This window comes from Pseudomonas sp. P1_F1_2 (assembly GCF_056405815.1).
In genome coordinates this window covers 1-22,269 of record NZ_JBFUBK010000102.1, presented here as the reverse complement: position 1 = coordinate 22,269, position 22,269 = coordinate 1, and the positions used below count along the sequence as shown (strand labels likewise).

Below are 22,269 nucleotides of genomic sequence, written 5' to 3'. Positions count from 1 at the left end.
GCGCAGGCATGTACAGGCTTGAGGCGGATCGGGCCGTTGTGGAGCAAGTGTTCGGCGGCGGGCCGCGCATCGTCGAACGAGAACACGCTGAGGCCGTCCAGCACCACGCTGCGCACGCGCTCGGAAAACAGCGGTGACCAACCTGGCGGGGCGTAGGCATTTTTATTGAGCAAGCCGTGGCTGATGGCTTTGGTGCAGATGAAATCGTGATCGACGTAACCGCCCCACAAATCTTGCGGCCCTTTGACGCCGACTTGCCGGGCGGCATCGGAGCCGACCAGGGTTTGCGTCGGCAGCAGATACAGGTCACGACCGTTGTGCAGTTCCCGATCGAAACTGCCCCCGTACTTGAGGCCCAGAATCTGCGCCAGCCAACGGGCCAGTGCACGATTGGTTTCAACTTCGTGCAAGGGTGCATCCGGGTGCACGGAATGGGCGACCACCAGTTTCCTGCGGTTTGTTGGGGTCATGCGTCCCCCTTCAATCGGCGCTTGATGAGTGTATAGGGAGAGGTGCAGAGATCAGGCCAAGCGGCGGGCGCCGCCAACAACTTTTAAATCAGATAGTTGCGCAAAGGGTAATGGCACCAGGCCTGTTTTATTCTGCACGACAGCCTGCATTTTGCACGACTCATACCTGGCGCATGATCCTGTGGGAGCCGAGCTTGCTCGCGATGGCGATGTATCAGACACATCATTGTTGAATGTTATGGCGCAATCGCGAGCAAGCTCGGCTCCCACATGGGCTATGTAATGATCTGGCTACCGTGGGGTTGCTGCCGTCGGTGAGACACCAAACCGTGTCCGGTAATCGCTCGGCGCCAGCCCGGTGATCTTCTTGAAGGTCGAGCGAAACGCACCGGGGTCCTGATAACCCACGGTCCAGGCGATGTGATCGATGGTGCCGTTGGTGAATTCGAGCATCTCCCGGGCCTTGCCGACCCGCAGGTGCTGGCAATACTCGGTTGGCTTGAGCCCGGTGGCTGCGCGGAATCGGCGCAGGAACGTGCGCTCTTCCAGTCCCGCCCGCTCAGCCATGGCCGTCAGTGACACATCGGTCGCGCCGGTGCTTTGCAGCCAATGCTGGACCTTGAGAATCGACGCATCGCCATGACTGAGAATCGGTGAAAAATTGCTCCCGCACTCGCTGGCACTGTCGCTGTGTTCCACCACCAGAAACCGCGCCGTGCCGGTCGCAATACTCGGCCCCAGCAAACGGTCGACCAGGCGCAACCCCAACTCGGACCAGGCCATCAGTCCGGCCGTGGTAATCAGGTCGCCGTCATCGACGATGGGCGTGTCAGCCTTGAGTTTGATCGCTGGGTAACGCTCCGCGAAGCCTTTGGCCGAGGTCCAGTGCGTGGTGGCGCTGCGGCCGTCGAGCAGGCCGCTTTCGGCCAATAGAATGGAGCCTACGCAGACGCCTCCGAGCGTCGCGCCGCCCGCGTGTTGCTGGCGAACCCAGTCGAGCAATGCCGGCGGCACCTGGCCGGCGTAAAAACTGGCAATCGACGGCGGGATCAACACAGCCACCAAGGCCGAGTCCGGCGCGGGATGACTGTCGTAGACCCGAACGGGCGCCTGATCGCCCTCTATCCGCCAATGGCTGACTCGCAGCAGCGGCAACTGCGCAGACTGATGCTCGGTGGCGATCCGGTTGGCCACGTCGAACAAATCCGTCAGCCCATGCACCGCCGCCATCTGCGCACCGGGATAAATCAGCACGCCCAGCTCGGCGATTGCCCTTTTTGCATCCATTGTCAGTTTTCCCCCTTCTATTGTCGGTGCGGCCAATCCTCGGACGGCCTGCTAAACCCAATACTTCATCCCACACCCAACAAGCACTTCGAGGAAACAGTCATGGCCAAGCAAGCACTCATCGTAGTTGATATCCAAAACGACTACTTCCCACAAGGCAAATGGCCGCTGGTCGGCGCCGACGCCGCTGCCGATAACGCCGTTCGCCTGCTCAAGGCCTTTCGTGAGGCCGGTGATTCGGTGGTGCACATCCGCCACGAATTCACCTCCGAAGAAGCACCGTTCTTCACCCCGGGCTCCGAAGGCGCAAAGCTGCACCCCAAGGTCCTCAACCAGGCCAATGAGCCGGTGGTCCTCAAGCACTTCGTCAACTCGTTCCGCGAAACCGACCTGAAATCGATCCTCGATGAGCAGGGGGTCAAGGAGCTGGTGGTGGTCGGCAGCATGAGCCACATGTGCGTCGACGGCATCACTCGCGCTGCCAATGACTTCGGCTACGCTGTCACGGTCATCCACGACGCCTGCGCCTCCCGGGACCTGGAGTTCAACGGTGTGACCGTACCGGCTGCCCACGTACACGCCGCCTTCATGTCGGCGCTGGGTTTTGCCTATGCCAAGGTAGTGTCCACCGACGAGTTCCTCGCCGCCAGCTTCTAAATGTAAACGCCCGACTCACGTACTTCATTTGGAGATCATCGACATGGCTACTCTGACGACTCGCGAAGGCAACACCCTTTACTACAAGGACTGGGGCAGCGGACAACCGGTGGTGTTCAGCCACGGCTGGCCTCTGAGCGCCGACAGTTGGGAATCGCAGATGCTGCACTTCGCCAACAACGGTTTCCGTGCCATCGCGCATGATCGTCGGGGCCATGGCCGGTCGAGCCAGCCGTGGGACGGCAACGACATGGATCACTATGCCGATGACCTGGCCGAGTTGATCGAACACCTGGATTTGAAGGACGTGATTCTTTTCGGCTTTTCTACCGGCGGCGGTGAAGTTGCACGCTACATCGGTCGCCACGGCACACGCCGTCTGGCCAAGGCCGGGCTGATTTCCGCCGTACCGCCGCTGATGCTGAAAACCGAGAGCAATCCCAAAGGCCTGCCAATTGAAGTGTTTGACGGCATCCGTGCGGCGTCTATCGCCGACCGGTCGCAGCTCTACAAGGATGTTGCCAGCGGGCCGTTCTTTGGCTTCAACCGCCCCGGCGCCACGTCATCGCAAGGGTTGATCGACTCGTTCTGGATGCAAGGCATGATGGGCGGTCACAAGAACACCCTGGACAGCATCAAGGCCTTCTCGGAAACGGATTTCCGTGACGACCTGAAAAAGTTTGATGTGCCGACCTTGATCATCCACGGCGATGACGACCAGATTGTGCCGATTCAAGCGGCGGGGCTTGAGAGCAAGCGATTGATCGAGCATGCCGAGCTGATTGTGTATCCGGGAGCGCCGCATGGGCTGACGGATACCCATAAAGAGCAAGTGAACGCGGACATGCTGGCCTTCGCCAAAGGCTGAGAAATACTTTGAAATACCACAGGGCCCGCCATGCTGCGGGCCTTTTGGCGTATGGCCGAAAAAACTCACGCGTGAGCCATTGAAGACGCTGTGCTTTGGGCGTAGGGTTTCTCACGCGTGAGATGTTCACAACGGAGTCACTGCCATGCAAAGCCGCTCCCCGTCAGGTTCGCCTGTCGAGCCTGCTGCATCAAAGAGCCCCAAGGGTGAGCGCTCGAAACCGTCCGCGAAAAAACCATCGAGCTTCTACATGAAGCAGATGCGCGCGGGCCTGGCAGCCGCCGGTTATGTGAAACACGAGACTTGGGTGCTTCCCGAAAACCGAAGCTTGCTCAAGCAGATGGAGCAACAGCTACGCCAACCGATTCTGGCTGGCTCATTCATGTCGGAGAATTACATGAGCGCAGGCAACAACTGGAACATCGATAGCCTCTTCAACGCCCTGAAGGCCCTCGACGAAGTGGTTTCGAAGGACATCACCCTTTCCCTTGTTCAAGGCTCCGAGTCCAGCATCAAGCTGGAAATGAACGATTTCGGTGGCTTGCCGATTTACATCGCGGTGGTGGGCGATCAGATCATCGTGGATACCGTGCTGGTCGACGTTGAATCCATCCACGACGTGCCGGCCTTCAACGACGCCGTGTTGCGCAGCCGGGAAATGTTCCCGCTGTCCTCCATCGGTATCGAGTCCATGCCCAACGGCCAGGTCGTTTACAACATGTTCGGCGCGCTGAGTTCCGACTCCAGCCTGACCAACGTGGTGACCGAGGTGAAAACCCTGGTCGACAACGTCCAGCGTGCCAGCGAAGCCTTCGAACGCTTCTTCAAGTAATTATCAGGAAAGGAAGATCCAATGACTCAGTCCATCTGGAGCAAASTGTTCACCGCGCTGCGTGGCGGTGCCAGCGAAGTTGGCGAAGCAATCGTCGACCAACAGGCCCTGCGCATCCTCGACCAGGAAATTCGCGATGCTGACAGCGCGCTGGCCAATGCCAAGCGCGAGCTGGTCACCATCATGGCCAAGCACAAACTGTCGGCCGACCGCGTCAGCGAGTACCACGCCAAAATCAAGGACCTGGAATCCAAGGCCATGGCCGCGATCCAGGCCAACCGCGAAGACCTGGCGATGGAAGTGGCCGAAGCGATTTCGACCCTGACCAACGAACTCGATGTCGAGCAAAAGCAGGCCACCGAATTCGGCGGTTACGCGGACAACATGCGTAAAGACATCACCAAGGCCGAAAACCGCATCAAGAGCCTGCGCCAGCAAGTGGACATGGCCAAGGCCCGCGAAAGCGTGCAGAAAGCCCAGGTCAGCGCCTCCATCGCCAGCGGCGGCGCCAACGGCAAGCTGGAAACCGCCGTCGGCACCCTGAACCGTTTGCAGGCCAAGCAGCAGCAACGCGCTGCAGAACTGGAAGCACAGGACCAACTGGCCGACGCCTCGACTGGCACCGATCTGGAACGCAAACTGCGCGAAGCCGGCATCACGCCGAACGAAGGCAGCGCCAACGCGATCCTGGAACGCCTGAAGCAAAAGTCGGCCGAGTAATCGACCCGGCAACACCCCGAAAAGAAGGGCATTGATTGCCCTTCTTTTTTTGAGTCGAGGGCAACGATGGACACCCTGAAGGGTTTCAAGATTATCGCCGGCCTGGCCATCGTCATGGTCGCGCTGCAAGTGATCAATTTCGCCACCGGTTACAGCCTTATGGCGTTCGGCCTGGTTCCCAGAACCGTGCATGGACTGATGGGCATCGTCACTTCACCTTTTTTGCACGCGTCCTTCTCGCACCTGAGCGCCAACCTGATTGCCTTTTTGGTACTGGGTACGCTGGTGATCGTCGATGGGCTCAATCGGTTCATGGCCGTCAGCGCCATCATTATTCTGCTGGGCGGCTCGCTGGTCTGGCTGTTCGGTTTTACCGGCGTACACATTGGCGCCAGCGGTTGGGTTTTCGGGCTGTGGGCGTACATTCTGTCGCGCGCCTGGTTCCAGAAGAGCTGGGGCAACGTTATGACGGCAGGCCTCGTTGCCTTGTTGTATGGCGGATTGGTCTTTGGCTTCCTGCCTCGTCGGGGCATTTCATTCGAAGGGCATCTGTTCGGGGCATTCGCCGGTTTTATTGCAGCCAAGGTACTTCTATCTGCGCCACGCAGCAGGTTTAATGCCGCCCGTTAACGCATTCGGGCACACCGACACCGAGGCGATGACTTCGCCAGGAACGCGTGCCCCACAGAGTCAGGGACGAAATGTCGATATTCCTTTTATTACGCCTGTATGCCTCGTCCCTGTTCCACCGTTTCGGCTGGGCGGGCCTGGTGATTGCGTTGGGCATCCACCTGACCACCGCCTGGCTGGGGCTGGTGTTGCTGGGCGAACATCAGCTCACCACCCCCGCCACGTTTACCTACTTCTATCTCACCACCACGTTGACCGTCGGCTATGGCGACCTCGCGCCGCAGACCTCGGCCGGGCGGATTTTCGTGGCGACCTGGGTCATGCTCGGCGGCATTGCGCTGCTGACAGCGGCGATTGGCAAAACCACCAGCAGTGTTATCGATGCATGGAGAAAAGGCATGAAGGGCAAAGGAGATTTCACCGGCAAGGTCGGCCATACGGTTCTCATCGGCTGGGAAGGCGCGTGCAGCGAACGGGTCATTGAATTGTTGTTGCAGGACGAAACCTCCAACGACAACCTGATCGTGATTTGCGATTGCACCCTTGAAGAAAACCCCATGCCGGGCAAGGCCAGCTTCATCAAAGGTGACAGCCTGTCCTCGGCGGCGTTATTACTGCGCGCCGGTGTTCCGGGTGCCGAGCGCGTGCTGGTGCGAACCCCGTCAGACGATTTGACCCTGGCCACCGTGCTGGCGGTCAATCAACTGAACCCCATCGGGCACGTGGTCGCGCATTTCAATGAAAGCGAAATCGCCGCACTCGCCAGCGCCTACGCCCCCACCCTCGAATGCACCTCAAGCATGGCCATCGAGATGCTGGTGCGCGCCTCTCAGGACCCGGGCTCGTCCATGGTCATCAATGAGTTGTTGTGCGTGGGTGAAGGCGCGACCCAATACCTGATGAAACTGCCCGAAACGTATGAGGCCACCTTTGGTGACCTGTACGCGCAGATGAAAGAACGCCATAACGCCACCCTCATCGGCTATCGCGCCATAGGCGCCCAACACCCTTCGATCAACCCGCCCAACGCGACACGCGTTGAGGGCGGCGAACTCTTCTACATCGCCTCCACTCGCCTCAAGGAGATCTCCCATGGGATGGTTTAAACAGTTGATGGGGCTTGAGGCCCCGAACGCGAATACCGATTCGAAATGGACCGCCAGTGAAACCCTGCCGGCAGCGGGCCCACTGGGCCTGGGGTTGGGCAAAGGCGTGATGTTCGACACCAGCCTGAAATTGTTGCTCGACGGCAACACCACCGTGACGATTCCGGGTTCCCAGCAGATCTGGAGCAACGGCACCATCGATCTCGGGCAGTCGACCTGGCTCTCGCGCTACTACATGAACGACGAAGAATACTGGCTGCAGGTGCACACCACCGGCGATATCGCCGGGCAGGTCGAGTCGGTGATCCTGTTCAACTACCTCAGCTACATCACCATCAGCAGCGAGGCGGAATTGCGCCGACTGGCCGGCCCGCAAAGCCTGATCGGCTTGCCGACCTACACCCACAACGGCGTCGAATACACCCGCGAATGGGGCACCGAAAATGGCCAGACCGAATTGGTGGCGCTGAGCGAACAGCTGAAAAACCCGGAGGACGCCTACAGCATCGAGCACCGTTCAATGCTGTACGCCCGCGAAACCGGCCTGACCGATCGCCGGGAATTCCTGCTGTTCTCCGTCGAAGAAGACGCTGAAGGCACCATCAGTTTGAGCACGTCGCTGGGTGTCTCGCTGTACACCACCGACCTGAACACTTTTTAACAAGGAAGACGTCCATGCTAGAAGCACTCTCCATCTCTCTGAACCCGGCGGCTGTGCTCGGGTTTGTTTCATACATCCTCGGCGCCGCTGTGTTGTTCGCGCTGTTCCAGTTCATCTACACCCGCATCACGCCGCACAAAGAGTTCGAACTGATCCGCTCGGGCAACGTGGCGGCCGCCATCGCCCTCGGTGGTGCCATCATTGGTTTCGCCATCCCGGCCAGCAATGTGATTGCCTATTCGATCAGCCTGCTCGACTTCGTTGTCTGGGCCGTCATCGCCGCATTCGTGCAACTGCTGGCGTTCTTGATGACCAGCCTGGTACTCAAAGGCACCTCGGAGCGCATCAAAAAAGGTGAAATCGCCGCGGGCATTTATGTGGCGGCAGTGGCCATCAGCGTCGGCATGCTCAACGCCGCGTGCATGACCCCTTCCCAGAACTGATCGCGCAGCGGAGATTTCGATGAAACGAAGCAAGTACGTTCAGCTCTCGCTGGCCGCATCGGTCGCCATGGCGATATCCGGTTGCGGGCCAACGGAAAAAACCTATGCGGTGCAGAAGAAGTACAACTTCCAGTCCGTCCAGCAATGCGCCGATGAAAAACTCCCGGTGGACGTCTGCTCCGATGCCTACATGAGCGCCATGGCCGAGCATCGTCGCATTGCCCCGGTGTACGACAACCAGGCCGATTGCGATGCCGATTTTGTCGCCGACTGGTGCCAGCAGGACTCGACCGGCAAGTTCATCCCCAGGCTGGGCGGCTTCGAGCTGACCGCTGATGGCCAGGTGACGCAATCCCAGGTGGACGCCGCCAAGGCACAACTGCCGGCCTCGGAAGCCAACACCGGCGGCTCGGGGTTTTCCACCAGCAGCCTGCTGACCGGGCTGTTGATCGGCAACATGCTGAGCAACAACCGCAACAGCTATTACTCCCAACCGGTCTACCGCTACCGCGATGATCGCGGCAACTATGGCTCCTCAACCCTCAACCAGCGCATTGCCAACGGTTCGACGTTCAACCGGTCCAACCAGGCGAAGTACGGCGGCAGCGGCAGCGGCAGCTACAGCAACACCATCAGCAAATCGGCAAGCAAGCCGGTTTCTTCCGTTGCCTCGTCGACGTCGCGTGGCGGTTTCGGCAGCAAGGCCAGCGCACGCAGCGGCTGGGGCGGCGGGTCGAGCAGTTAAGGAAACCGGGCCATGAAGAAGATCCATTGCGCAGAGCGTCATGACTGGAAACAGACCGCCGAAGGTCTCGGCTTTCTGTTTCACACCATCGATGGCGAACCCTATTGGGACGAGAGCGCGTATTACCAGTTCACGCTCAAGCAAATCGAAAACGATCTGGAGGACCCGACCACCGAGATCCATGAGATGTGCATGGACCTGGTGGCCCGCGTGGTTCAGAGCGAGGAGTTGCTGGAACGCCTGAGTATTCCGTCGGCGTTCTACGACATGATTCGCACATCATGGCTTGAAGGTCACCCGCACCTGTATGGGCGCATGGACTTCTCCTACAACGGCACCGGGCCGGCCAAGTTGCTGGAACTCAACTACGACACGCCGACCAGCTTATATGAGGCGGCGGCGTTTCAATGGGGCTGGCTGGAGCAATGCATCGAACGCGGTTTGCTGCCCAAGCATGCCGACCAGTTCAATAGCATCGACACCAAACTCCATCAGGCCTTTGCTCAACTGCAGCTCAAACAGCCCTTCTATTTCGCCTCGATGAAACACTCGGTCGAAGACAAGGGCACCACCGACTATTTGCGACTGGTCGCGGAAAAGGTCGGCATAGAATCCCGGCACATCGATATCGAAGACATCGGCCTCACCAGCGACGGACGATTCGTCGATCTCGAAGATCGCTGGATCCCGCACTTGTTCAAGCTGCATGCCTGGGAATTCATTTTCCACGAGCCCTTCGGCGCCGCGATTGCCCAGAGTGACACCCAGTTTTTCGAGCCGGCGTGGAAATCCATCATCTCCAACAAGGGCATCCTGCCGTTGCTGTGGGAGTTCAACAAAGGTCACCCGAGCCTGCTCGCCGCTCACCTGGACACGGATCCGAACAAAGCGGTGCCCAAGGGCTGGGTGCGTAAACCGTTCTTCTCCCGTGAAGGCGCCAACATCGAGCTGCAAACGGCCGATGGCCTGATCGTCAAAGAAGATGGGCCCTACACGGATGCGCCGTTTATCCTCCAGGAGTTCGCCCCGCTGCCGAAGTTTGGCGACAGCTATACGCTGATTGGCTCTTGGGTGATTGGCGATCAGGCCGCCGGTATTGGCGTGCGGGAAGACAACAGTTTGATCACCAAGGATTCGAGCCGGTTTTTGCCGCACCTGATACTCGACTGAGCAATACGTCGTGCATAAGAAACCCCGGTGCCGTGCATCGGGCGTTCGGGTGAAAACAGGGCTAAACCAAGGTCAAGACGAGACAACGACAAGACTTACGCCCGAAAAGCCGGATAATGGCGGCCAATTCGTCTAGCCCGTTATTCTGGTAATCCCCCATGGAAATCAAGGTCAACTTTCTCGACAACCTTCGGCTTGAAGCAAAGTTCGATGACTTCACGGTGGTGGCCGACCAGCCTATTCGCTACAAGGGCGATGGCTCGGCACCGGGTCCGTTCGATTACTTTCTGGCTTCGTCGGCGTTGTGTGCGGCTTATTTCGTGAAGTTGTACTGCGACACTCGCAGTATTCCCACCGATAACATCCGCCTGTCGCAGAACAACATTGTTGATCCGGAAAACCGCTACAACCAGATTTTCAAGATTCAGGTCGAGTTGCCGGCAGACATCTCCGACAAGGACCGCCAGGGCATCCTGCGCTCCATCGACCGTTGCACCGTGAAAAAAGTGGTGCAAGCCGGGCCTGAGTTTGTGATCGAAGAAGTGGAAAACCTCGACGCCGATGCCCAGGCGTTGCTGATGCCTGCTTCTAACTCAGAGGCGAGCACTTATATTGCCGGCAAGGACCTGCCGCTGGAGCAGACCATCGCCAACATGTCGGCCATCCTCGCTGACCTGGGCATGAAGATTGAAATCGCTTCGTGGCGCAATATCGTTCCCAACGTGTGGTCGCTGCACATCCGCGATGCGCACTCGCCAATGTGTTTCACCAATGGCAAGGGCACGACCAAAGAAGGCGCGTTGGCGTCGGCGCTGGGCGAGTTTATCGAGCGACTCAACTGCAACTTCTTCTACAACGACCAGTTCTGGGGCGAAGACATCGCCAACGCGCCGTTTGTGCATTACCCGGACGAACGCTGGTTCAAGCCTGGTCGCAATGATGCGCTGCCGACTGAAATTCTCGACGAACACTGCCTGAAGATTTACAACCGGGACGGCGAGCTGCGTGGTTCCCATCTGATCGACACCAACTCGGGCAATGAAGAGCGTGGCATTTGCTCGCTGCCATTCGTGCGTCAGTCGGACGGCGAGGTGGTGTATTTCCCGTCCAACCTGATTGAAAACCTGTTCCTCAGCAATGGCATGAGCGCCGGCAACACGCTGGCCGAAGCCCAGGTGCAGTGCCTGTCGGAGATCTTCGAACGCGCGGTCAAACGCGAAATCATCGAAGGTGAGTTTGCCCTGCCGGATGTGCCAGCCGATGTGTTGGCGAAGTACCCGGGGATTCTCGCCGGGATTCAGGCGCTGGAAGAGCAAGGGTTCCCCGTGCTGGTGAAGGATGCGTCCCTGGGCGGCGAATTCCCGGTGATGTGCGTCACGCTGATGAACCCGCGCACCGGCGGTGTGTTCGCCTCGTTCGGCGCGCACCCAAGCCTGGAAGTGGCACTGGAGCGCAGCCTGACCGAATTGTTGCAGGGCCGTAGCTTCGAAGGCCTCAACGATCTGCCTCAGCCGACGTTTGAAGGTCATGCGGTGACCGAGCCGAATAACTTCGTCGAGCACTTCATCGATTCCAGCGGCGTGGTGTCGTGGCGCTTCTTCAGTGCCAAATCAGACTACGAATTCGTGGAGTGGGACTTTTCCGGCCAGGGTGAAAACTCGAATGCCGAGGAAGCCGCGACCCTGTTCGGCATTCTCGAAGGCATGGGCAAGCAAGTGTACATGGCGGTCTACGAGCACATCGGCGCCAAGGCGTGCCGCATCCTGGTGCCGGACTACTCGGAAATCTATCCCGCGGACGATCTGATCTGGGATAACACCAACAAAGCGCTGTTCTTCCGCGCCGATATCCTCAACCTGCATCGTCTGGACGAAGAAGAACTGCTATCGCTGGTTGAGCGTCTGGTGGAAAGTGAGCTGGACGACTACACCGACATCACCAGCTTGATCGGCATCGAATTTGACGACAACACGGCGTGGGGCCAACTGACGATTCTTGAGTTGAAGCTGCTGATTTATCTCGCCTTGCAGCAATTCGAAGAGGCGAAAGAGGCAGTGGAAATGTTCCTGCAGTACAACGACAACACGGTTGAGCGCGGCTTGTTCTACCAGGCCGTCAATGTGGTGCTGGAAATGAAGCTGGACGAAGACCTGGAACTGGAAGACTACGAGGCCAATTTCCGCCGGATGTTTGGCAACGAGCGCACGGATGCAGCGATCGGCTCGGTGGACGGCAGCGTGCGTTTCCATGGCTTGACGCCGACCAGCATGAAACTGGAGGGGCTCGACAGGCACCTGCGGTTGATCGATAGCTACAAGAAACTGCACTCGGCGCGGGCCGTTGTGACCACGTTATCCCGTTAACAGCGCCCACAAAAAAGCGAAGCCAGATCAATGGCTTCKCTTTTTTTTGTTTACGGTTCTGAAAAAGCTACGGATCAGAACGGGATATCGTCATCAAAGCTGTCGAAATCCGGAGCCGGTTGCGGTGCGGCTTGCTGTGGAGCCGGACGCGACTGTTGTGGCGCCGACTGCTGCGGACGTGGTGCCTGTTGGCGTGGGGCCGGAGCGGATTGCTGGTAGTTGTTGCCACCGCCTTGTTGGTCGCCCTGTTGTGGACGGCCGCCCAGCAGTTGCATGGTGCCTTGCATGTCGACCACGATTTCAGTGGTGTAACGCTTGATACCGTCTTTTTCCCACTCGCGGGTCTGCAGCTTGCCTTCGATGTATACCTGCGAACCTTTACGCAGGTATTCGCCGGCGATTTCGGCAACCTTGCCGAACATCGACACACGGTGCCATTCGGTCTTCTCGACCTTCTGACCGGTTTGCTTGTCGGTCCATTGTTCGCTGGTCGCCAGACTCAGGTTGGTCACGGCGTTGCCATTTGGCAGGTAACGAACTTCAGGATCCTGGCCGCAAGTACCGACCAATATGACTTTGTTAACCCCACGGGCCATTGCGTTCTCCTAGGCTTCGCACGCTGTCGCGGCCGGGTTGTTCACCAGACGCTCAAGCGTGTTGCGATCCAATAATTCTGTGTCCAATTTGATGTAAATGGCGGCTTCATCGGCAACGACAATTGCATCGGTAACCCCTGTAACGGCCTTCAGGCGCTCGATCAGGCCAGCTTCACGAATCGCTTCGGGCGACAACGGCAAGCGCAGGCTCGTCACATAGGGAGGTTCACGCATGGTAACAGCAAAGGCCAACCAAAGTGCAGCCAGCCCGGCACATCCCAGGAATACAACCGACAAACCGCCATGCTGAAACATCCAGCCGCCGAGGATACCGCCCAGTGCCGAACCGAGGAACTGACTGGTGGAATAAACCCCCATCGCCGTGCCCTTGCCGCCTGCTGGTGAAACCTTGCTGATCAGCGATGGCAACGAAGCTTCCAGCAGATTGAACGCGGTGAAAAACACCACCGTCCCGATCACCAGAGCCCGCAGGCTATCGCCAAACTGCCAGAAGAATAGCTCAGTGAGCATCAGCGTCAGCACTGCGCCCAATAAAACTCGTTTCATTTTGCGTTTCTTCTCGCCGTAGATAATGAACGGGATCATGGCGAAGAAAGAAATCAGCAGAGCTGTCAGGTAGACCCACCAGTGCTGCTCTTTAGGCAAACCGGCTTTTTCAACCAGCGCCAAAGGCAACGCGACGAAGCTCGACATCAACATCGCGTGCAACACAAAAATGCCCAGGTCCAGGCGCAACAGGTCCGGATGTTTGAGCGTCGGTAACAGCGCCTGACGCGCGACACCCGACTCTCGGTGCTGCAACGGGCCGGTGGACTTTGGCACCATGAACATCACGATCACGATACCGAACAGCGCCATGCCACCCGTGGCGAGGAACAATCCGGACAGGCCGAAGGCACGGGTCAGCAACGGTCCTACGACCATGGCGACCGCGAACGACAAACCGATCGTCATGCCGATCATGGCCATGGCTTTGGTCCGATGCTGCTCGCGGGTCAGGTCTGACAGCAAGGCCATGACGGCGGCAGAAATCGCCCCCGCGCCCTGCAGGACTCGTCCGGCGATGACGCCCCAGATCGAATCGGCATTGGCCGCCAGCACACTGCCGAGCGCGAAGACGATCAGCCCCAGGTAAATCACCGGGCGGCGGCCAATGCGGTCGGAAATGATGCCGAATGGAATCTGAAAGATCGCCTGGGTCAGGCCGTAAGCGCCAATCGCCAACCCGATGAGGGCCGGTGTTGCACCTGCCAGATCCATCCCATAGGTCGCCAGTACCGGCAACACCATGAACATGCCAAGCATACGGAAGGCGAACACCAGGGCCAGACCGCTTGCTGCGCGGGTCTCACTGCCACTCATGCGTTCGCTGTGGGGATCGTGCATGGAAAAACCTCATGTGAACCGGCCGCGATTCTACCAGTCCCATCGATTGACAGGGTATATCGCGACGCTTTGACGCGTTCTGCTGACAGACTCTTCATCTAAGACAATCATCCACTCGTTTGATAGTGTGCATCCATCCAGTATTTGGCCGTATACTCCTACGTTTTCGACGCCCGCCAAGCGAGGCCACTTTTGGACAAGATCCTGATTCGTGGGGCCCGGACCCACAACCTGAAGAACATCGACCTGACCCTGCCACGGGACAAGCTGATCGTCATCACCGGCCTGTCCGGGTCGGGCAAATCGTCCCTGGCATTCGACACGCTGTACGCCGAAGGCCAGCGTCGCTATGTCGAATCGCTGTCGGCCTATGCCCGGCAGTTTTTGTCGATGATGGAAAAGCCTGACGTCGACACCATCGAAGGTTTGTCGCCGGCCATTTCCATCGAACAGAAGTCGACCTCGCACAACCCGCGCTCGACGGTCGGCACCATCACCGAAATCTACGACTACCTGCGTCTGCTGTATGCGCGCGTGGGTATTCCGCGCTGCCCGGATCACGACATTCCACTGGAAGCACAAACTGTCAGCCAGATGGTCGACCTGGTCCTCGCCCAACCGGAGGGCAGCAAACTGATGCTGCTGGCCCCGGTCATCCGCGAGCGCAAAGGCGAGCATCTGTCGGTCTTCGAAGAACTGCGCGCCCAGGGTTTTGTCCGGGCCCGGGTCAATGGCCGGCTCTGCGAGCTGGACGAATTGCCCAAGCTGGATAAACAGAAGAAGCATTCGATCGATGTCGTGGTCGACCGTTTCAAGGTTCGCGCCGATCTGCAACAGCGCCTGGCCGAATCGTTCGAAACCGCACTGAAACTGGCTGACGGCATTGCGCTGGTTGCGCCGATGGACGACGAACCGGGTGAAGAAATGATCTTCTCCGCGCGCTTCGCCTGCCCGATTTGCGGCCACGCCATCAGTGAGCTCGAACCCAAGCTGTTCTCCTTCAACAACCCGGCCGGCGCTTGCCCGACCTGCGACGGCCTGGGTGTGAAGCAGTTTTTCGACATCAAGCGATTGGTGAACGGCGAGCTGACACTGGCAGAAGGCGCGATTCGCGGCTGGGACAGGCGCAACGTCTATTACTTCCAGATGCTCGGGTCGTTGGCGTCCCACTACAAATTCAGCCTGGAAGTGCCATTCAACGAACTGCCGGCCGACCAACAGAAATTCATCCTGCATGGTAGCGGCTCGCAAAACGTCGACTTCAAATACCTGAACGACCGTGGCGACATCGTCAAACGCTCTCATCCGTTTGAAGGCATCGTGCCGAACCTTGAGCGCCGCTATCGCGAAACCGAGTCTGCTTCGGTGCGTGAAGAGCTGGCCAAATTCCTCAGCACCCAGTCGTGCCCGGACTGCCGGGGCACGCGCCTGCGGCGTGAAGCCCGGCACGTGTGGGTAGGCGAGAAGACGCTGCCCGCAGTGACCAATCTGCCGATCGGGGATGCCTGCGAGTATTTCGAGGTTCTGAAGCTGACAGGCCGTCGCGGCGAAATTGCCGACAAGATCCTCAAGGAAATCCGCGAACGCCTGCAGTTTCTGGTGAACGTGGGCCTCGACTATCTTTCGCTGGATCGCAGTGCGGACACATTGTCCGGCGGCGAGGCCCAGCGGATTCGCCTGGCCAGCCAGATTGGTGCCGGCCTGGTGGGGGTTCTGTACATCCTCGATGAACCGTCGATTGGCCTGCACCAACGCGATAACGATCGGTTGCTCGGGACGCTCAAGCACCTGCGCGACATCGGCAACACGGTGATCGTGGTCGAGCACGATGAAGATGCGATTCGCCTGGCCGACTACGTGGTGGACATCGGTCCGGGCGCTGGCGTACACGGTGGCCATATTGTCGCCGAAGGTACACCGGCCGAGGTCATGGCTCACCCGGATTCATTGACTGGCAAGTACTTGTCGGGGCGGGTGAAGATTGCTGTTCCGGCCAAACGCACACCGCGTAACAAGAAACTGTCGTTGTCGCTCAAGGGCGCTCGCGGTAACAACTTGCGCGACGTTGACCTGGAAATTCCGATTGGCCTGTTGACCTGCGTGACCGGTGTATCGGGCTCTGGCAAATCGACACTGATCAACAACACACTCTTCCCGTTGAGCGCAACGGCGCTCAACGGCGCAACAACGCTTGAAGCTGCCGCTCACGACAGCATCAAGGGCCTGGAGCATCTGGATAAGGTCGTCGACATCGACCAAAGCCCAATCGGTCGTACACCACGCTCCAACCCGGCGACTTACACCGGTCTGTTCACGCCGATTCGTGAGTTGTTTGCCGGCGTGCCGGAGTCGCGTTCACGGGGTTACGGCCCGGGACGCTTCTCCTTCAACGTGAAAGGCGGACGTTGCGAGGCCTGCCAGGGCGACGGTTTGATCAAGGTGGAAATGCACTTCCTGCCAGACATCTATGTCCCGTGCGACGTCTGCAAAAGCAAGCGCTACAACCGTGAAACACTGGAGATCAAGTACAAGGGCAAGAGCATCCACGAAACCCTCGAGATGACCATCGAGGAAGCCCGGGTGTTCTTCGATGCGGTTCCAGCCCTGGCACGCAAACTTCAGACGCTGATGGATGTGGGTTTGTCGTACATCAAACTGGGGCAATCGGCGACCACACTGTCCGGCGGTGAAGCGCAACGGGTGAAACTGTCCCGTGAACTGTCCAAGCGCGATACCGGCAAGACGCTGTATATCCTCGATGAGCCTACGACCGGTCTGCACTTCGCGGACATTCAGCAATTGCTGGATGTGCTGCACCGCCTTCGCGACCACGGCAACACCGTGGTGGTAATCGAGCATAACCTCGACGTGATCAAGACCGCTGACTGGCTGGTGGACCTGGGCCCGGAGGGCGGTTCCAAGGGCGGGCAGATCATTGCCGTCGGTACGCCGGAAGAAGTCTCCGAGATGAAGCAGTCGCATACCGGCTTCTACCTCAAACCGCTGCTGGAGCGTGATCGAGCCTGAATCCGGCTCGAAAAAAAGCCCCTGTCACTGACTCAGTGACAGGGGCTTTTTTATATCGGTGCAATCAGGCGTGGGATTGCAGGTAGTTCTCGAGACCGATCAACTTGATCAGACCCATCTGCTTTTCAAGCCAGTAGGTGTGATCTTCTTCGGTGTCATGTAACTGGATCCGCAGCATCTCGCGGCTGACATAGTCCTTGTGCTGCTCGCAGAGCTTGATGCCCTTGCAGAGTGCGGCGCGGACTTTGTATTCCAGGCGCAGGTCAGCGGCGAGCATCTCCGGCACGGTGGTGCCGACATCAAGGTCGTCGGGACGCATGCGCGGCGTGCCTTCGAGCATCAGGATACGGCGCATCAGGGAATCCGCATGCCCCGCCTCTTCTTCCATCTCGTGATTGATACGTTCGTAGAGCTTGGTGAAACCCCAGTCCTCATACATCCGCGAATGGACGAAATATTGATCACGTGCCRCCAGTTCGCCAGTCAGCAACGTGTTGAGGTAATCGATTACGTCTGGGTGGCCTTGCATCGCCCTACATCTCCCTGCTTGAAAGTCTGTAGTTTGAACCACGACGACTGATTGGTCACTCCGTTTGCGCGATAAAAGCGAAGATATTCTGAGAAAAGTGGTTTAAATAACGCAAAAACCGCCCAATCGAGGGCGGTTCTGCTTCTCATTTAGACTTCGTTAAGCTGTACGTTGAGCAGCTTTGCGATTGCTTCTCCATACGCAGGATCGGCTTTGTAGAAATGCTGCAATTGACGGTCAACCACATCGCTGGAAACCCCAGCCATTGCGCCGGCAATATTGCTGACCAGCAGCCTTTTCTGCTCATCGCTCATTAAACGGAACAACGCACCGGCATGGCTGTAGTAGTCGGTATCTTCGCGGTGATCGTAGCGATCAGCCGCCCCGCTCAGCACCAACGGCGGCTCTGCATAATGAGGCGCTTGCTTCGGCGAAGCGACATAGCTGTTCGGCTCATAGTTAGGCGTTGCACCGCCGTTGCTGCCAAACGCCATCGAACCATCACGCTGGTAGCTGTTCACCGGACTGCGAGGCGCATTCACCGGCAGTTGCTGGTGATTGGTGCCAACACGGTAGCGGTGAGCATCCGCGTAGGCGAATACGCGACCTTGCAGCATGCGATCAGGCGACAGACCGACACCCGGCACCATGTTGCTCGGACCAAACGCCGCTTGCTCGACCTCAGCAAAGTAGTTCTGCGGATTGCGATTGAGCTCCAATTCGCCTACTTCAATCAGTGGAAACTCTTTCTGCGACCAGGTCTTGGTCACATCGAACGGGTTCTCGTAATGCTCTGCTGCCTGAGCCTCAGACATAATCTGGATGCAAACACGCCATTTGGGGAAGTCTCCGCGCTCGATTGCACCAAACAGGTCACGCTGGGCGTAATCCGGATCAGTGCCCGCCAGGCGTGCAGCATCTGCCGGAGCGAGGTTCTTGATCCCTTGCTGAGTCTTGTAGTGCCACTTCACCCAATGCCGCTCGCCGCTGGCGTTGATCAGGCTGTAGGTGTGACTGCCGAAGCCATGCATGTGACGGTAACCGTCAGGAATGCCGCGATCCGAGAACAGGATCGTGACCTGGTGCAACGCCTCGGGTGAGTGCGACCAGAAATCCCACATCATCTGCGCACTTTTCAGATTGCTTTGCGGCAAGCGTTTTTGAGTGTGAATAAAGTCGGGGAATTTCAAAGGATCGCGAATGAAGAAAACGGGCGTGTTGTTGCCGACGATGTCCCAGTTGCCTTCCTCGGTATAGAACTTCAGGGCGAAGCCACGTGGATCGCGCTCAGTGTCGGCCGAACCACGCTCACCACCAACAGTGGAAAACCGCAGGAACGTCGGGGTTTGCTTGCCCACGGACTCGAACAGTTTAGCGCTGGTGTATTGGGTGATATCACGCGTTACGGTGAACGTTCCGTAGGCGCCCGAACCTTTAGCGTGCACGCGACGCTCAGGGATGTTTTCACGGTTGAAATGGGCGAGCTTCTCGATCAGGTGAAAATCGTCGAGCAGCAGCGGGCCACGAGGGCCGGCGGAGCGAGAATTCTGGTTATCGGCGACAGGAGCGCCACTGGCGGTGGTAAGCGTTTTACTTTGGCTCATGCGATCTCTTCCTTTGTCAGTCTTTCACTGCCGGCTAATCGGCTGAAAAGGAGTATTGCTCACCCACGTTACACCTACAAATTCATTAACATTTTGTAATCGATAGAAAATTTCTAAGATACTTTCGACCGCACACAAAAAACCGGGCACTAGGCCCGGTTCTTTGTTTCAGACTGACGTCTTACTCGGCGGATACAGCTTCGCCAGCAGTAGCACGATCAACCAACTCGACGTACGCCATAGGCGCGTTGTCGCCAGCGCGGAAGCCGCACTTGAGGATGCGCAGGTAGCCACCCTCACGGGTAGCGTAACGCTTGCCCAGGTCGTTGAAGAGCTTACCAACGATAGCTTTCGAACGAGTACGGTCGAAAGCCAGACGGCGGTTAGCCAGGCTGTCTGTCTTGGCCAAAGTGATCAGCGGCTCAGCAACGCGACGCAGTTCTTTAGCTTTCGGCAGTGTAGTTTTGATCAGCTCGTGCTCGAACAGCGACACTGCCATGTTTTGAAACATGGCCTTGCGGTGCGAGCTAGTGCGGCTCAGGTGACGACCACTTTTACGATGACGCATGGTTCATTCCTTACCAAACACGACGTTCGGTGATTACGACGATCAGGCAGTCGCCTTGTCGTCCTTCTTAAGACTTGCAGGCGGCCAGTTGTCGAGGCGCATGCCGAGGGACAGACCGCGGGAGGCCAGAACGTCCTTGATTTCAGTCAAGGATTTCTTGCCAAGGTTCGGAGTCTTCAACAGCTCTACTTCGGTACGCTGAATCAGGTCACCGATGTAGTAGATGTTTTCCGCCTTAAGGCAGTTAGCCGAACGTACAGTCAGTTCCAGATCGTCAACCGGGCGAAGCAGGATCGGATCGATCTCGTCTTCCTGCTCAACAACCACTGRCTCACTGTCACCTTTGAGGTCGACGAACGCAGCCAACTGCTGTTGCAGAATGGTTGCAGCGCGGCGGATAGCCTCTTCAGGATCCAGAGTACCGTTGGTTTCCAGATCAATAACCAGCTTGTCCAGGTTAGTACGCTGCTCGACACGGGCGTTTTCCACCACGTATGCGATACGGCGAACCGGGCTGAACGAAGAGTCAAGCTGCAAGCGACCGATGCTGCGGCTTTCGTCTTCATCGCTCTGACGCGAGTCTGCCGGTTCATAACCACGACCACGAGCTACGGTGAGCTTCATGTTCAGGGCGCCGTTAGACGCCAGGTTAGCGATTACGTGATCGGGGTTAACGATCTCGACATCATGATCCAGCTGAATATCGGCAGCGGTAACCACCCCCGAACCCTTCTTCGACAAGGTCAGCGTAACTTCGTCACGACCGTGCAGCTTGATAGCCAGACCTTTAAGGTTCAACAGGATTTCAATTACGTCTTCCTGTACGCCTTCGATGGCGCTGTACTCATGGAGTACACCGTCAATCTCGGCCTCGACTACTGCACAGCCGGGCATTGAGGACAACAGGATGCGGCGCAGCGCGTTGCCCAGGGTGTGGCCGAAACCACGCTCGAGAGGCTCGAGAGTGATCTTGGCGCGGGTTGGACTGACAACCTGCACATCAATGTGGCGGGGTGTCAGGAACTCATTTACCGAAATCTGCATGGATGCACCTATTTTCTAGCCCTTACTTGGAGTAGAGCTCGACAATCAGGCTTTCGTTGATGTCGGCGGACAGATCACTGCGAGCTGGAACGTTCTTGAAAACGCCCGACTTCTTCTCAGTGTCTACTTCTACCCATTCTACGCGGCCACGTTGGGCACACAGATCGAGAGCTTGGACAATGCGAAGTTGGTTCTTTGCTTTCTCGCGAATCGCGACCACGTCACCAGCACGAACCTGGTAAGACGGTACGTTTACGGTCTGACCGTTAACGCTGACGGATTTGTGCGATACCAGCTGACGGGATTCGGCACGAGTAGAGCCAAAACCCATACGGTATACAACGTTGTCCAAACGGCATTCGAGCAGTTGCAGCAGGTTTTCACCGGTTGCACCTTTCTTGCCAGCAGCTTCTTTATAGTAGCCGCTGAATTGACGCTCGAGAACGCCGTAGATACGACGGACCTTCTGCTTTTCACGCAGTTGGGTGCCGTAATCGGACTGGCGACCGCGGCGTTGGCCGTGGATACCAGGTGCTGCTTCAATGTTGCACTTCGATTCGATCGCGCGCACGCCGCTCTTCAGAAAGAGATCGGTGCCTTCGCGACGAGCGAGTTTGCATTTTGGACCAATGTAACGAGCCATTCTTTACAATCTCCTGGATTACACGCGGCGCTTCTTCGGCGGACGGCACCCGTTGTGCGGGATTGGCGTCACGTCGGTGATGCTGGCGATCTTGTAGCCACAGCCGTTCAAAGCGCGGACTGCGGATTCACGACCTGGGCCTGGACCTTTGACGTTAACGTCGAGGTTTTTCAGACCGTATTCCAGCGCAGCTTGGCCAGCACGTTCAGCAGCTACTTGAGCAGCAAACGGGGTGGACTTGCGGGAACCGCGGAAACCCGAACCACCGGAGGTAGCCCAGGAAAGAGCGTTGCCTTGACGGTCGGTGATGGTCACGATTGTGTTGTTAAAAGATGCATGGATGTGGGCGATGCCATCAACCACTGTCTTTTTAACTTTTTTACGAGGACGAGCAGCAGGTTTAGCCATGATTAATTTCCTGTCGATTCGCTGGGGCGATTACTTGCGGATCGGCTTACGCGGACCTTTACGGGTACGCGCGTTAGTCTTGGTACGCTGACCGCGTACTGGAAGACCACGACGATGACGCAGACCGCGATAGCAACCGAGGTCCATCAAACGCTTGATTTTCATGTTGATTTCGCGACGCAGGTCACCTTCAGTGGTGAACTTCGCCACTTCGCCACGCAGCTGTTCAATCTGCTCGTCGCTCAGATCTTTGATCTTTGCGGCTGGGTTTACCCCAGTCACTGCACAGATCTTCTGTGCAGTAGTGCGACCAACACCATAGATGTAGGTCAGCGAGATAACAGTATGCTTGTTATCTGGAATGTTAACGCCTGCAATACGGGCCATTCAGTGGGACTCCAATTGACAGCTACCTACGCCCCGGAAGCCAAGAAATAGGGCGCGAGATAATATCGCTGTAATAACAAATAATCAACCCGGTAGCGCACTAG

At 57.8% G+C, this 22,269-nt stretch carries 23 protein-coding genes; 12 read left to right on the top strand and 11 right to left on the bottom strand.

Translation table 11 applies throughout. The features are described from left to right. Nucleotides 1-470: DUF3182 family protein (locus AC1D2P_RS24495; protein ID WP_477811630.1), on the bottom strand; the 470-nt coding region annotated here is incomplete at its 3' end. A gap of 291 nt (nucleotides 471-761) precedes the next feature. Next, nucleotides 762-1,757, bottom strand: a complete 996-nt coding sequence (locus AC1D2P_RS24490) for a GlxA family transcriptional regulator (RefSeq protein ID WP_046028825.1) — start codon at nucleotides 1,755-1,757, stop codon at nucleotides 762-764. Nucleotides 1,758-1,859: 102 nt separating this feature from the next. Between AC1D2P_RS24490 and AC1D2P_RS24485 the strand changes: the two genes are divergently transcribed. The 11 genes from AC1D2P_RS24485 to AC1D2P_RS24435 all read left to right on the top strand — a co-directional run bounded on the left by AC1D2P_RS24485 (nucleotide 1,860) and on the right by AC1D2P_RS24435 (nucleotide 11,952). After that, nucleotides 1,860-2,414: a cysteine hydrolase family protein gene (locus tag AC1D2P_RS24485; RefSeq protein ID WP_046028827.1), complete on the top strand. Its 555-nt coding sequence runs from the start codon at nucleotides 1,860-1,862 to the stop codon at nucleotides 2,412-2,414. Between the two features lie 43 nt (nucleotides 2,415-2,457). Further along, nucleotides 2,458-3,282, top strand: coding sequence for an alpha/beta fold hydrolase (locus tag AC1D2P_RS24480; RefSeq protein ID WP_046028829.1), 825 nt, complete (start codon nucleotides 2,458-2,460; stop codon nucleotides 3,280-3,282). A gap of 145 nt (nucleotides 3,283-3,427) precedes the next feature. Continuing rightward, on the top strand, nucleotides 3,428-4,114 hold the full coding sequence (locus AC1D2P_RS24475) for a YjfI family protein (protein ID WP_109787315.1): 687 nt from the start codon (nucleotides 3,428-3,430) through the stop codon (nucleotides 4,112-4,114). A gap of 21 nt (nucleotides 4,115-4,135) precedes the next feature. Next, nucleotides 4,136-4,834 carry a PspA/IM30 family protein gene (locus AC1D2P_RS24470; RefSeq protein ID WP_477811629.1) on the top strand — a complete coding sequence of 233 codons (699 nt, stop codon included), beginning with the start codon at nucleotides 4,136-4,138 and terminating at the stop codon, nucleotides 4,832-4,834. Nucleotides 4,835-4,900: 66 nt separating this feature from the next. Then, nucleotides 4,901-5,464, top strand: coding sequence for a rhomboid family intramembrane serine protease (locus AC1D2P_RS24465; protein WP_109787313.1), 564 nt, complete (start codon nucleotides 4,901-4,903; stop codon nucleotides 5,462-5,464). Between the two features lie 71 nt (nucleotides 5,465-5,535). After that, nucleotides 5,536-6,570, top strand: coding sequence for an ion channel (locus AC1D2P_RS24460; protein ID WP_109787312.1), 1,035 nt, complete (start codon nucleotides 5,536-5,538; stop codon nucleotides 6,568-6,570). Next, nucleotides 6,557-7,231, top strand: coding sequence for a DUF2491 family protein (locus tag AC1D2P_RS24455; RefSeq protein WP_046028840.1), 675 nt, complete (start codon nucleotides 6,557-6,559; stop codon nucleotides 7,229-7,231). The genes AC1D2P_RS24460 and AC1D2P_RS24455 overlap by 14 nt, the downstream gene beginning before the upstream one ends. Before the next feature lie 14 nt (nucleotides 7,232-7,245). After that, nucleotides 7,246-7,674: a DUF350 domain-containing protein gene (locus AC1D2P_RS24450; protein WP_027924370.1), complete on the top strand. Its 429-nt coding sequence runs from the start codon at nucleotides 7,246-7,248 to the stop codon at nucleotides 7,672-7,674. 19 nt (nucleotides 7,675-7,693) lie between these two features. Continuing rightward, nucleotides 7,694-8,419, top strand: a complete 726-nt coding sequence (locus tag AC1D2P_RS24445) for a DUF1190 domain-containing protein (RefSeq protein WP_109787311.1) — start codon at nucleotides 7,694-7,696, stop codon at nucleotides 8,417-8,419. Between the two features lie 12 nt (nucleotides 8,420-8,431). Beyond that, complete coding sequence (locus tag AC1D2P_RS24440; protein ID WP_477758361.1) at nucleotides 8,432-9,589, top strand: glutathionylspermidine synthase family protein; 1,158 nt, start codon at nucleotides 8,432-8,434, stop codon at nucleotides 9,587-9,589. 158 nt (nucleotides 9,590-9,747) lie between these two features. Next, nucleotides 9,748-11,952, top strand: a complete 2,205-nt coding sequence (locus AC1D2P_RS24435) for an OsmC domain/YcaO domain-containing protein (protein ID WP_109787309.1) — start codon at nucleotides 9,748-9,750, stop codon at nucleotides 11,950-11,952. A gap of 74 nt (nucleotides 11,953-12,026) precedes the next feature. Here AC1D2P_RS24435 and AC1D2P_RS24430 read toward each other — a convergent pair whose 3' ends face one another. Beyond that, the gene (locus tag AC1D2P_RS24430) at nucleotides 12,027-12,548 is read right to left on the bottom strand and encodes a single-stranded DNA-binding protein (protein ID WP_046028847.1); all 522 of its coding nucleotides are present in this window, start codon (nucleotides 12,546-12,548) and stop codon (nucleotides 12,027-12,029) included. Nucleotides 12,549-12,557: 9 nt separating this feature from the next. Continuing rightward, a complete protein-coding gene (locus AC1D2P_RS24425) occupies nucleotides 12,558-13,955 on the bottom strand; it encodes an MFS transporter (RefSeq protein ID WP_109787308.1) in 1,398 nt (465 codons plus the stop codon). 192 nt (nucleotides 13,956-14,147) lie between these two features. Between AC1D2P_RS24425 and uvrA the strand changes: the two genes are divergently transcribed. Then, nucleotides 14,148-16,982, top strand: a complete 2,835-nt coding sequence (gene uvrA / locus AC1D2P_RS24420) for an excinuclease ABC subunit UvrA (protein WP_109787307.1) — start codon at nucleotides 14,148-14,150, stop codon at nucleotides 16,980-16,982. A gap of 64 nt (nucleotides 16,983-17,046) precedes the next feature. Here the strand turns inward: uvrA and bfr are convergent, their stop codons facing one another. From bfr to rpsM, 7 genes are all read right to left on the bottom strand, one after another. Next, nucleotides 17,047-17,511 (bottom strand): bacterioferritin, encoded by a 465-nt coding sequence (gene bfr, locus AC1D2P_RS24415; RefSeq protein ID WP_477811628.1) that lies wholly within the window; start codon nucleotides 17,509-17,511, stop codon nucleotides 17,047-17,049. 149 nt (nucleotides 17,512-17,660) lie between these two features. After that, nucleotides 17,661-19,115 carry a catalase gene (locus AC1D2P_RS24410; RefSeq protein WP_046028856.1) on the bottom strand — a complete coding sequence of 485 codons (1,455 nt, stop codon included), beginning with the start codon at nucleotides 19,113-19,115 and terminating at the stop codon, nucleotides 17,661-17,663. A 181-nt stretch (nucleotides 19,116-19,296) separates the two neighbouring features. Next, complete coding sequence (rplQ, locus tag AC1D2P_RS24405; protein ID WP_003176402.1) at nucleotides 19,297-19,683, bottom strand: 50S ribosomal protein L17; 387 nt, start codon at nucleotides 19,681-19,683, stop codon at nucleotides 19,297-19,299. A 42-nt stretch (nucleotides 19,684-19,725) separates the two neighbouring features. After that, complete coding sequence (locus AC1D2P_RS24400) at nucleotides 19,726-20,727, bottom strand: DNA-directed RNA polymerase subunit alpha (RefSeq protein WP_477811627.1); 1,002 nt, start codon at nucleotides 20,725-20,727, stop codon at nucleotides 19,726-19,728. Between the two features lie 22 nt (nucleotides 20,728-20,749). Then, entirely contained in the window at nucleotides 20,750-21,370 is a 621-nt protein-coding gene (rpsD, locus tag AC1D2P_RS24395; protein ID WP_003210056.1) for a 30S ribosomal protein S4, read from the bottom strand. Nucleotides 21,371-21,388: 18 nt separating this feature from the next. Beyond that, nucleotides 21,389-21,778, bottom strand: coding sequence for a 30S ribosomal protein S11 (rpsK, locus tag AC1D2P_RS24390; protein WP_002555466.1), 390 nt, complete (start codon nucleotides 21,776-21,778; stop codon nucleotides 21,389-21,391). A 30-nt stretch (nucleotides 21,779-21,808) separates the two neighbouring features. Further along, on the bottom strand, nucleotides 21,809-22,165 hold the full coding sequence (rpsM, locus tag AC1D2P_RS24385) for a 30S ribosomal protein S13 (protein ID WP_003186020.1): 357 nt from the start codon (nucleotides 22,163-22,165) through the stop codon (nucleotides 21,809-21,811). Nucleotides 22,166-22,269 lie beyond the last annotated feature (104 nt).

Coding starts and splice junctions, on each gene's coding strand:
- rpsM (WP_003186020.1), bottom strand. CDS start 22,165: ATGGCCCGTATTGCAGGCGTTAACATTCCAGATAACAAGCATACTGTT.
- rplQ (WP_003176402.1), bottom strand. CDS start 19,683: ATGCGTCATCGTAAAAGTGGTCGTCACCTGAGCCGCACTAGCTCGCAC.
- rpsK (WP_002555466.1), bottom strand. CDS start 21,778: ATGGCTAAACCTGCTGCTCGTCCTCGTAAAAAAGTTAAAAAGACAGTG.
- AC1D2P_RS24430 (WP_046028847.1), bottom strand. CDS start 12,548: ATGGCCCGTGGGGTTAACAAAGTCATATTGGTCGGTACTTGCGGCCAG.
- AC1D2P_RS24465 (WP_109787313.1), top strand. CDS start 4,901: ATGGACACCCTGAAGGGTTTCAAGATTATCGCCGGCCTGGCCATCGTC.
- AC1D2P_RS24480 (WP_046028829.1), top strand. CDS start 2,458: ATGGCTACTCTGACGACTCGCGAAGGCAACACCCTTTACTACAAGGAC.
- AC1D2P_RS24475 (WP_109787315.1), top strand. CDS start 3,428: ATGCAAAGCCGCTCCCCGTCAGGTTCGCCTGTCGAGCCTGCTGCATCA.
- AC1D2P_RS24455 (WP_046028840.1), top strand. CDS start 6,557: ATGGGATGGTTTAAACAGTTGATGGGGCTTGAGGCCCCGAACGCGAAT.
- AC1D2P_RS24450 (WP_027924370.1), top strand. CDS start 7,246: ATGCTAGAAGCACTCTCCATCTCTCTGAACCCGGCGGCTGTGCTCGGG.
- AC1D2P_RS24485 (WP_046028827.1), top strand. CDS start 1,860: ATGGCCAAGCAAGCACTCATCGTAGTTGATATCCAAAACGACTACTTC.
- AC1D2P_RS24460 (WP_109787312.1), top strand. CDS start 5,536: ATGTCGATATTCCTTTTATTACGCCTGTATGCCTCGTCCCTGTTCCAC.
- AC1D2P_RS24445 (WP_109787311.1), top strand. CDS start 7,694: ATGAAACGAAGCAAGTACGTTCAGCTCTCGCTGGCCGCATCGGTCGCC.
- AC1D2P_RS24425 (WP_109787308.1), bottom strand. CDS start 13,955: ATGCACGATCCCCACAGCGAACGCATGAGTGGCAGTGAGACCCGCGCA.
- AC1D2P_RS24490 (WP_046028825.1), bottom strand. CDS start 1,757: ATGGATGCAAAAAGGGCAATCGCCGAGCTGGGCGTGCTGATTTATCCC.
- AC1D2P_RS24435 (WP_109787309.1), top strand. CDS start 9,748: ATGGAAATCAAGGTCAACTTTCTCGACAACCTTCGGCTTGAAGCAAAG.
- rpsD (WP_003210056.1), bottom strand. CDS start 21,370: ATGGCTCGTTACATTGGTCCAAAATGCAAACTCGCTCGTCGCGAAGGC.
- AC1D2P_RS24410 (WP_046028856.1), bottom strand. CDS start 19,115: ATGAGCCAAAGTAAAACGCTTACCACCGCCAGTGGCGCTCCTGTCGCC.
- AC1D2P_RS24440 (WP_477758361.1), top strand. CDS start 8,432: ATGAAGAAGATCCATTGCGCAGAGCGTCATGACTGGAAACAGACCGCC.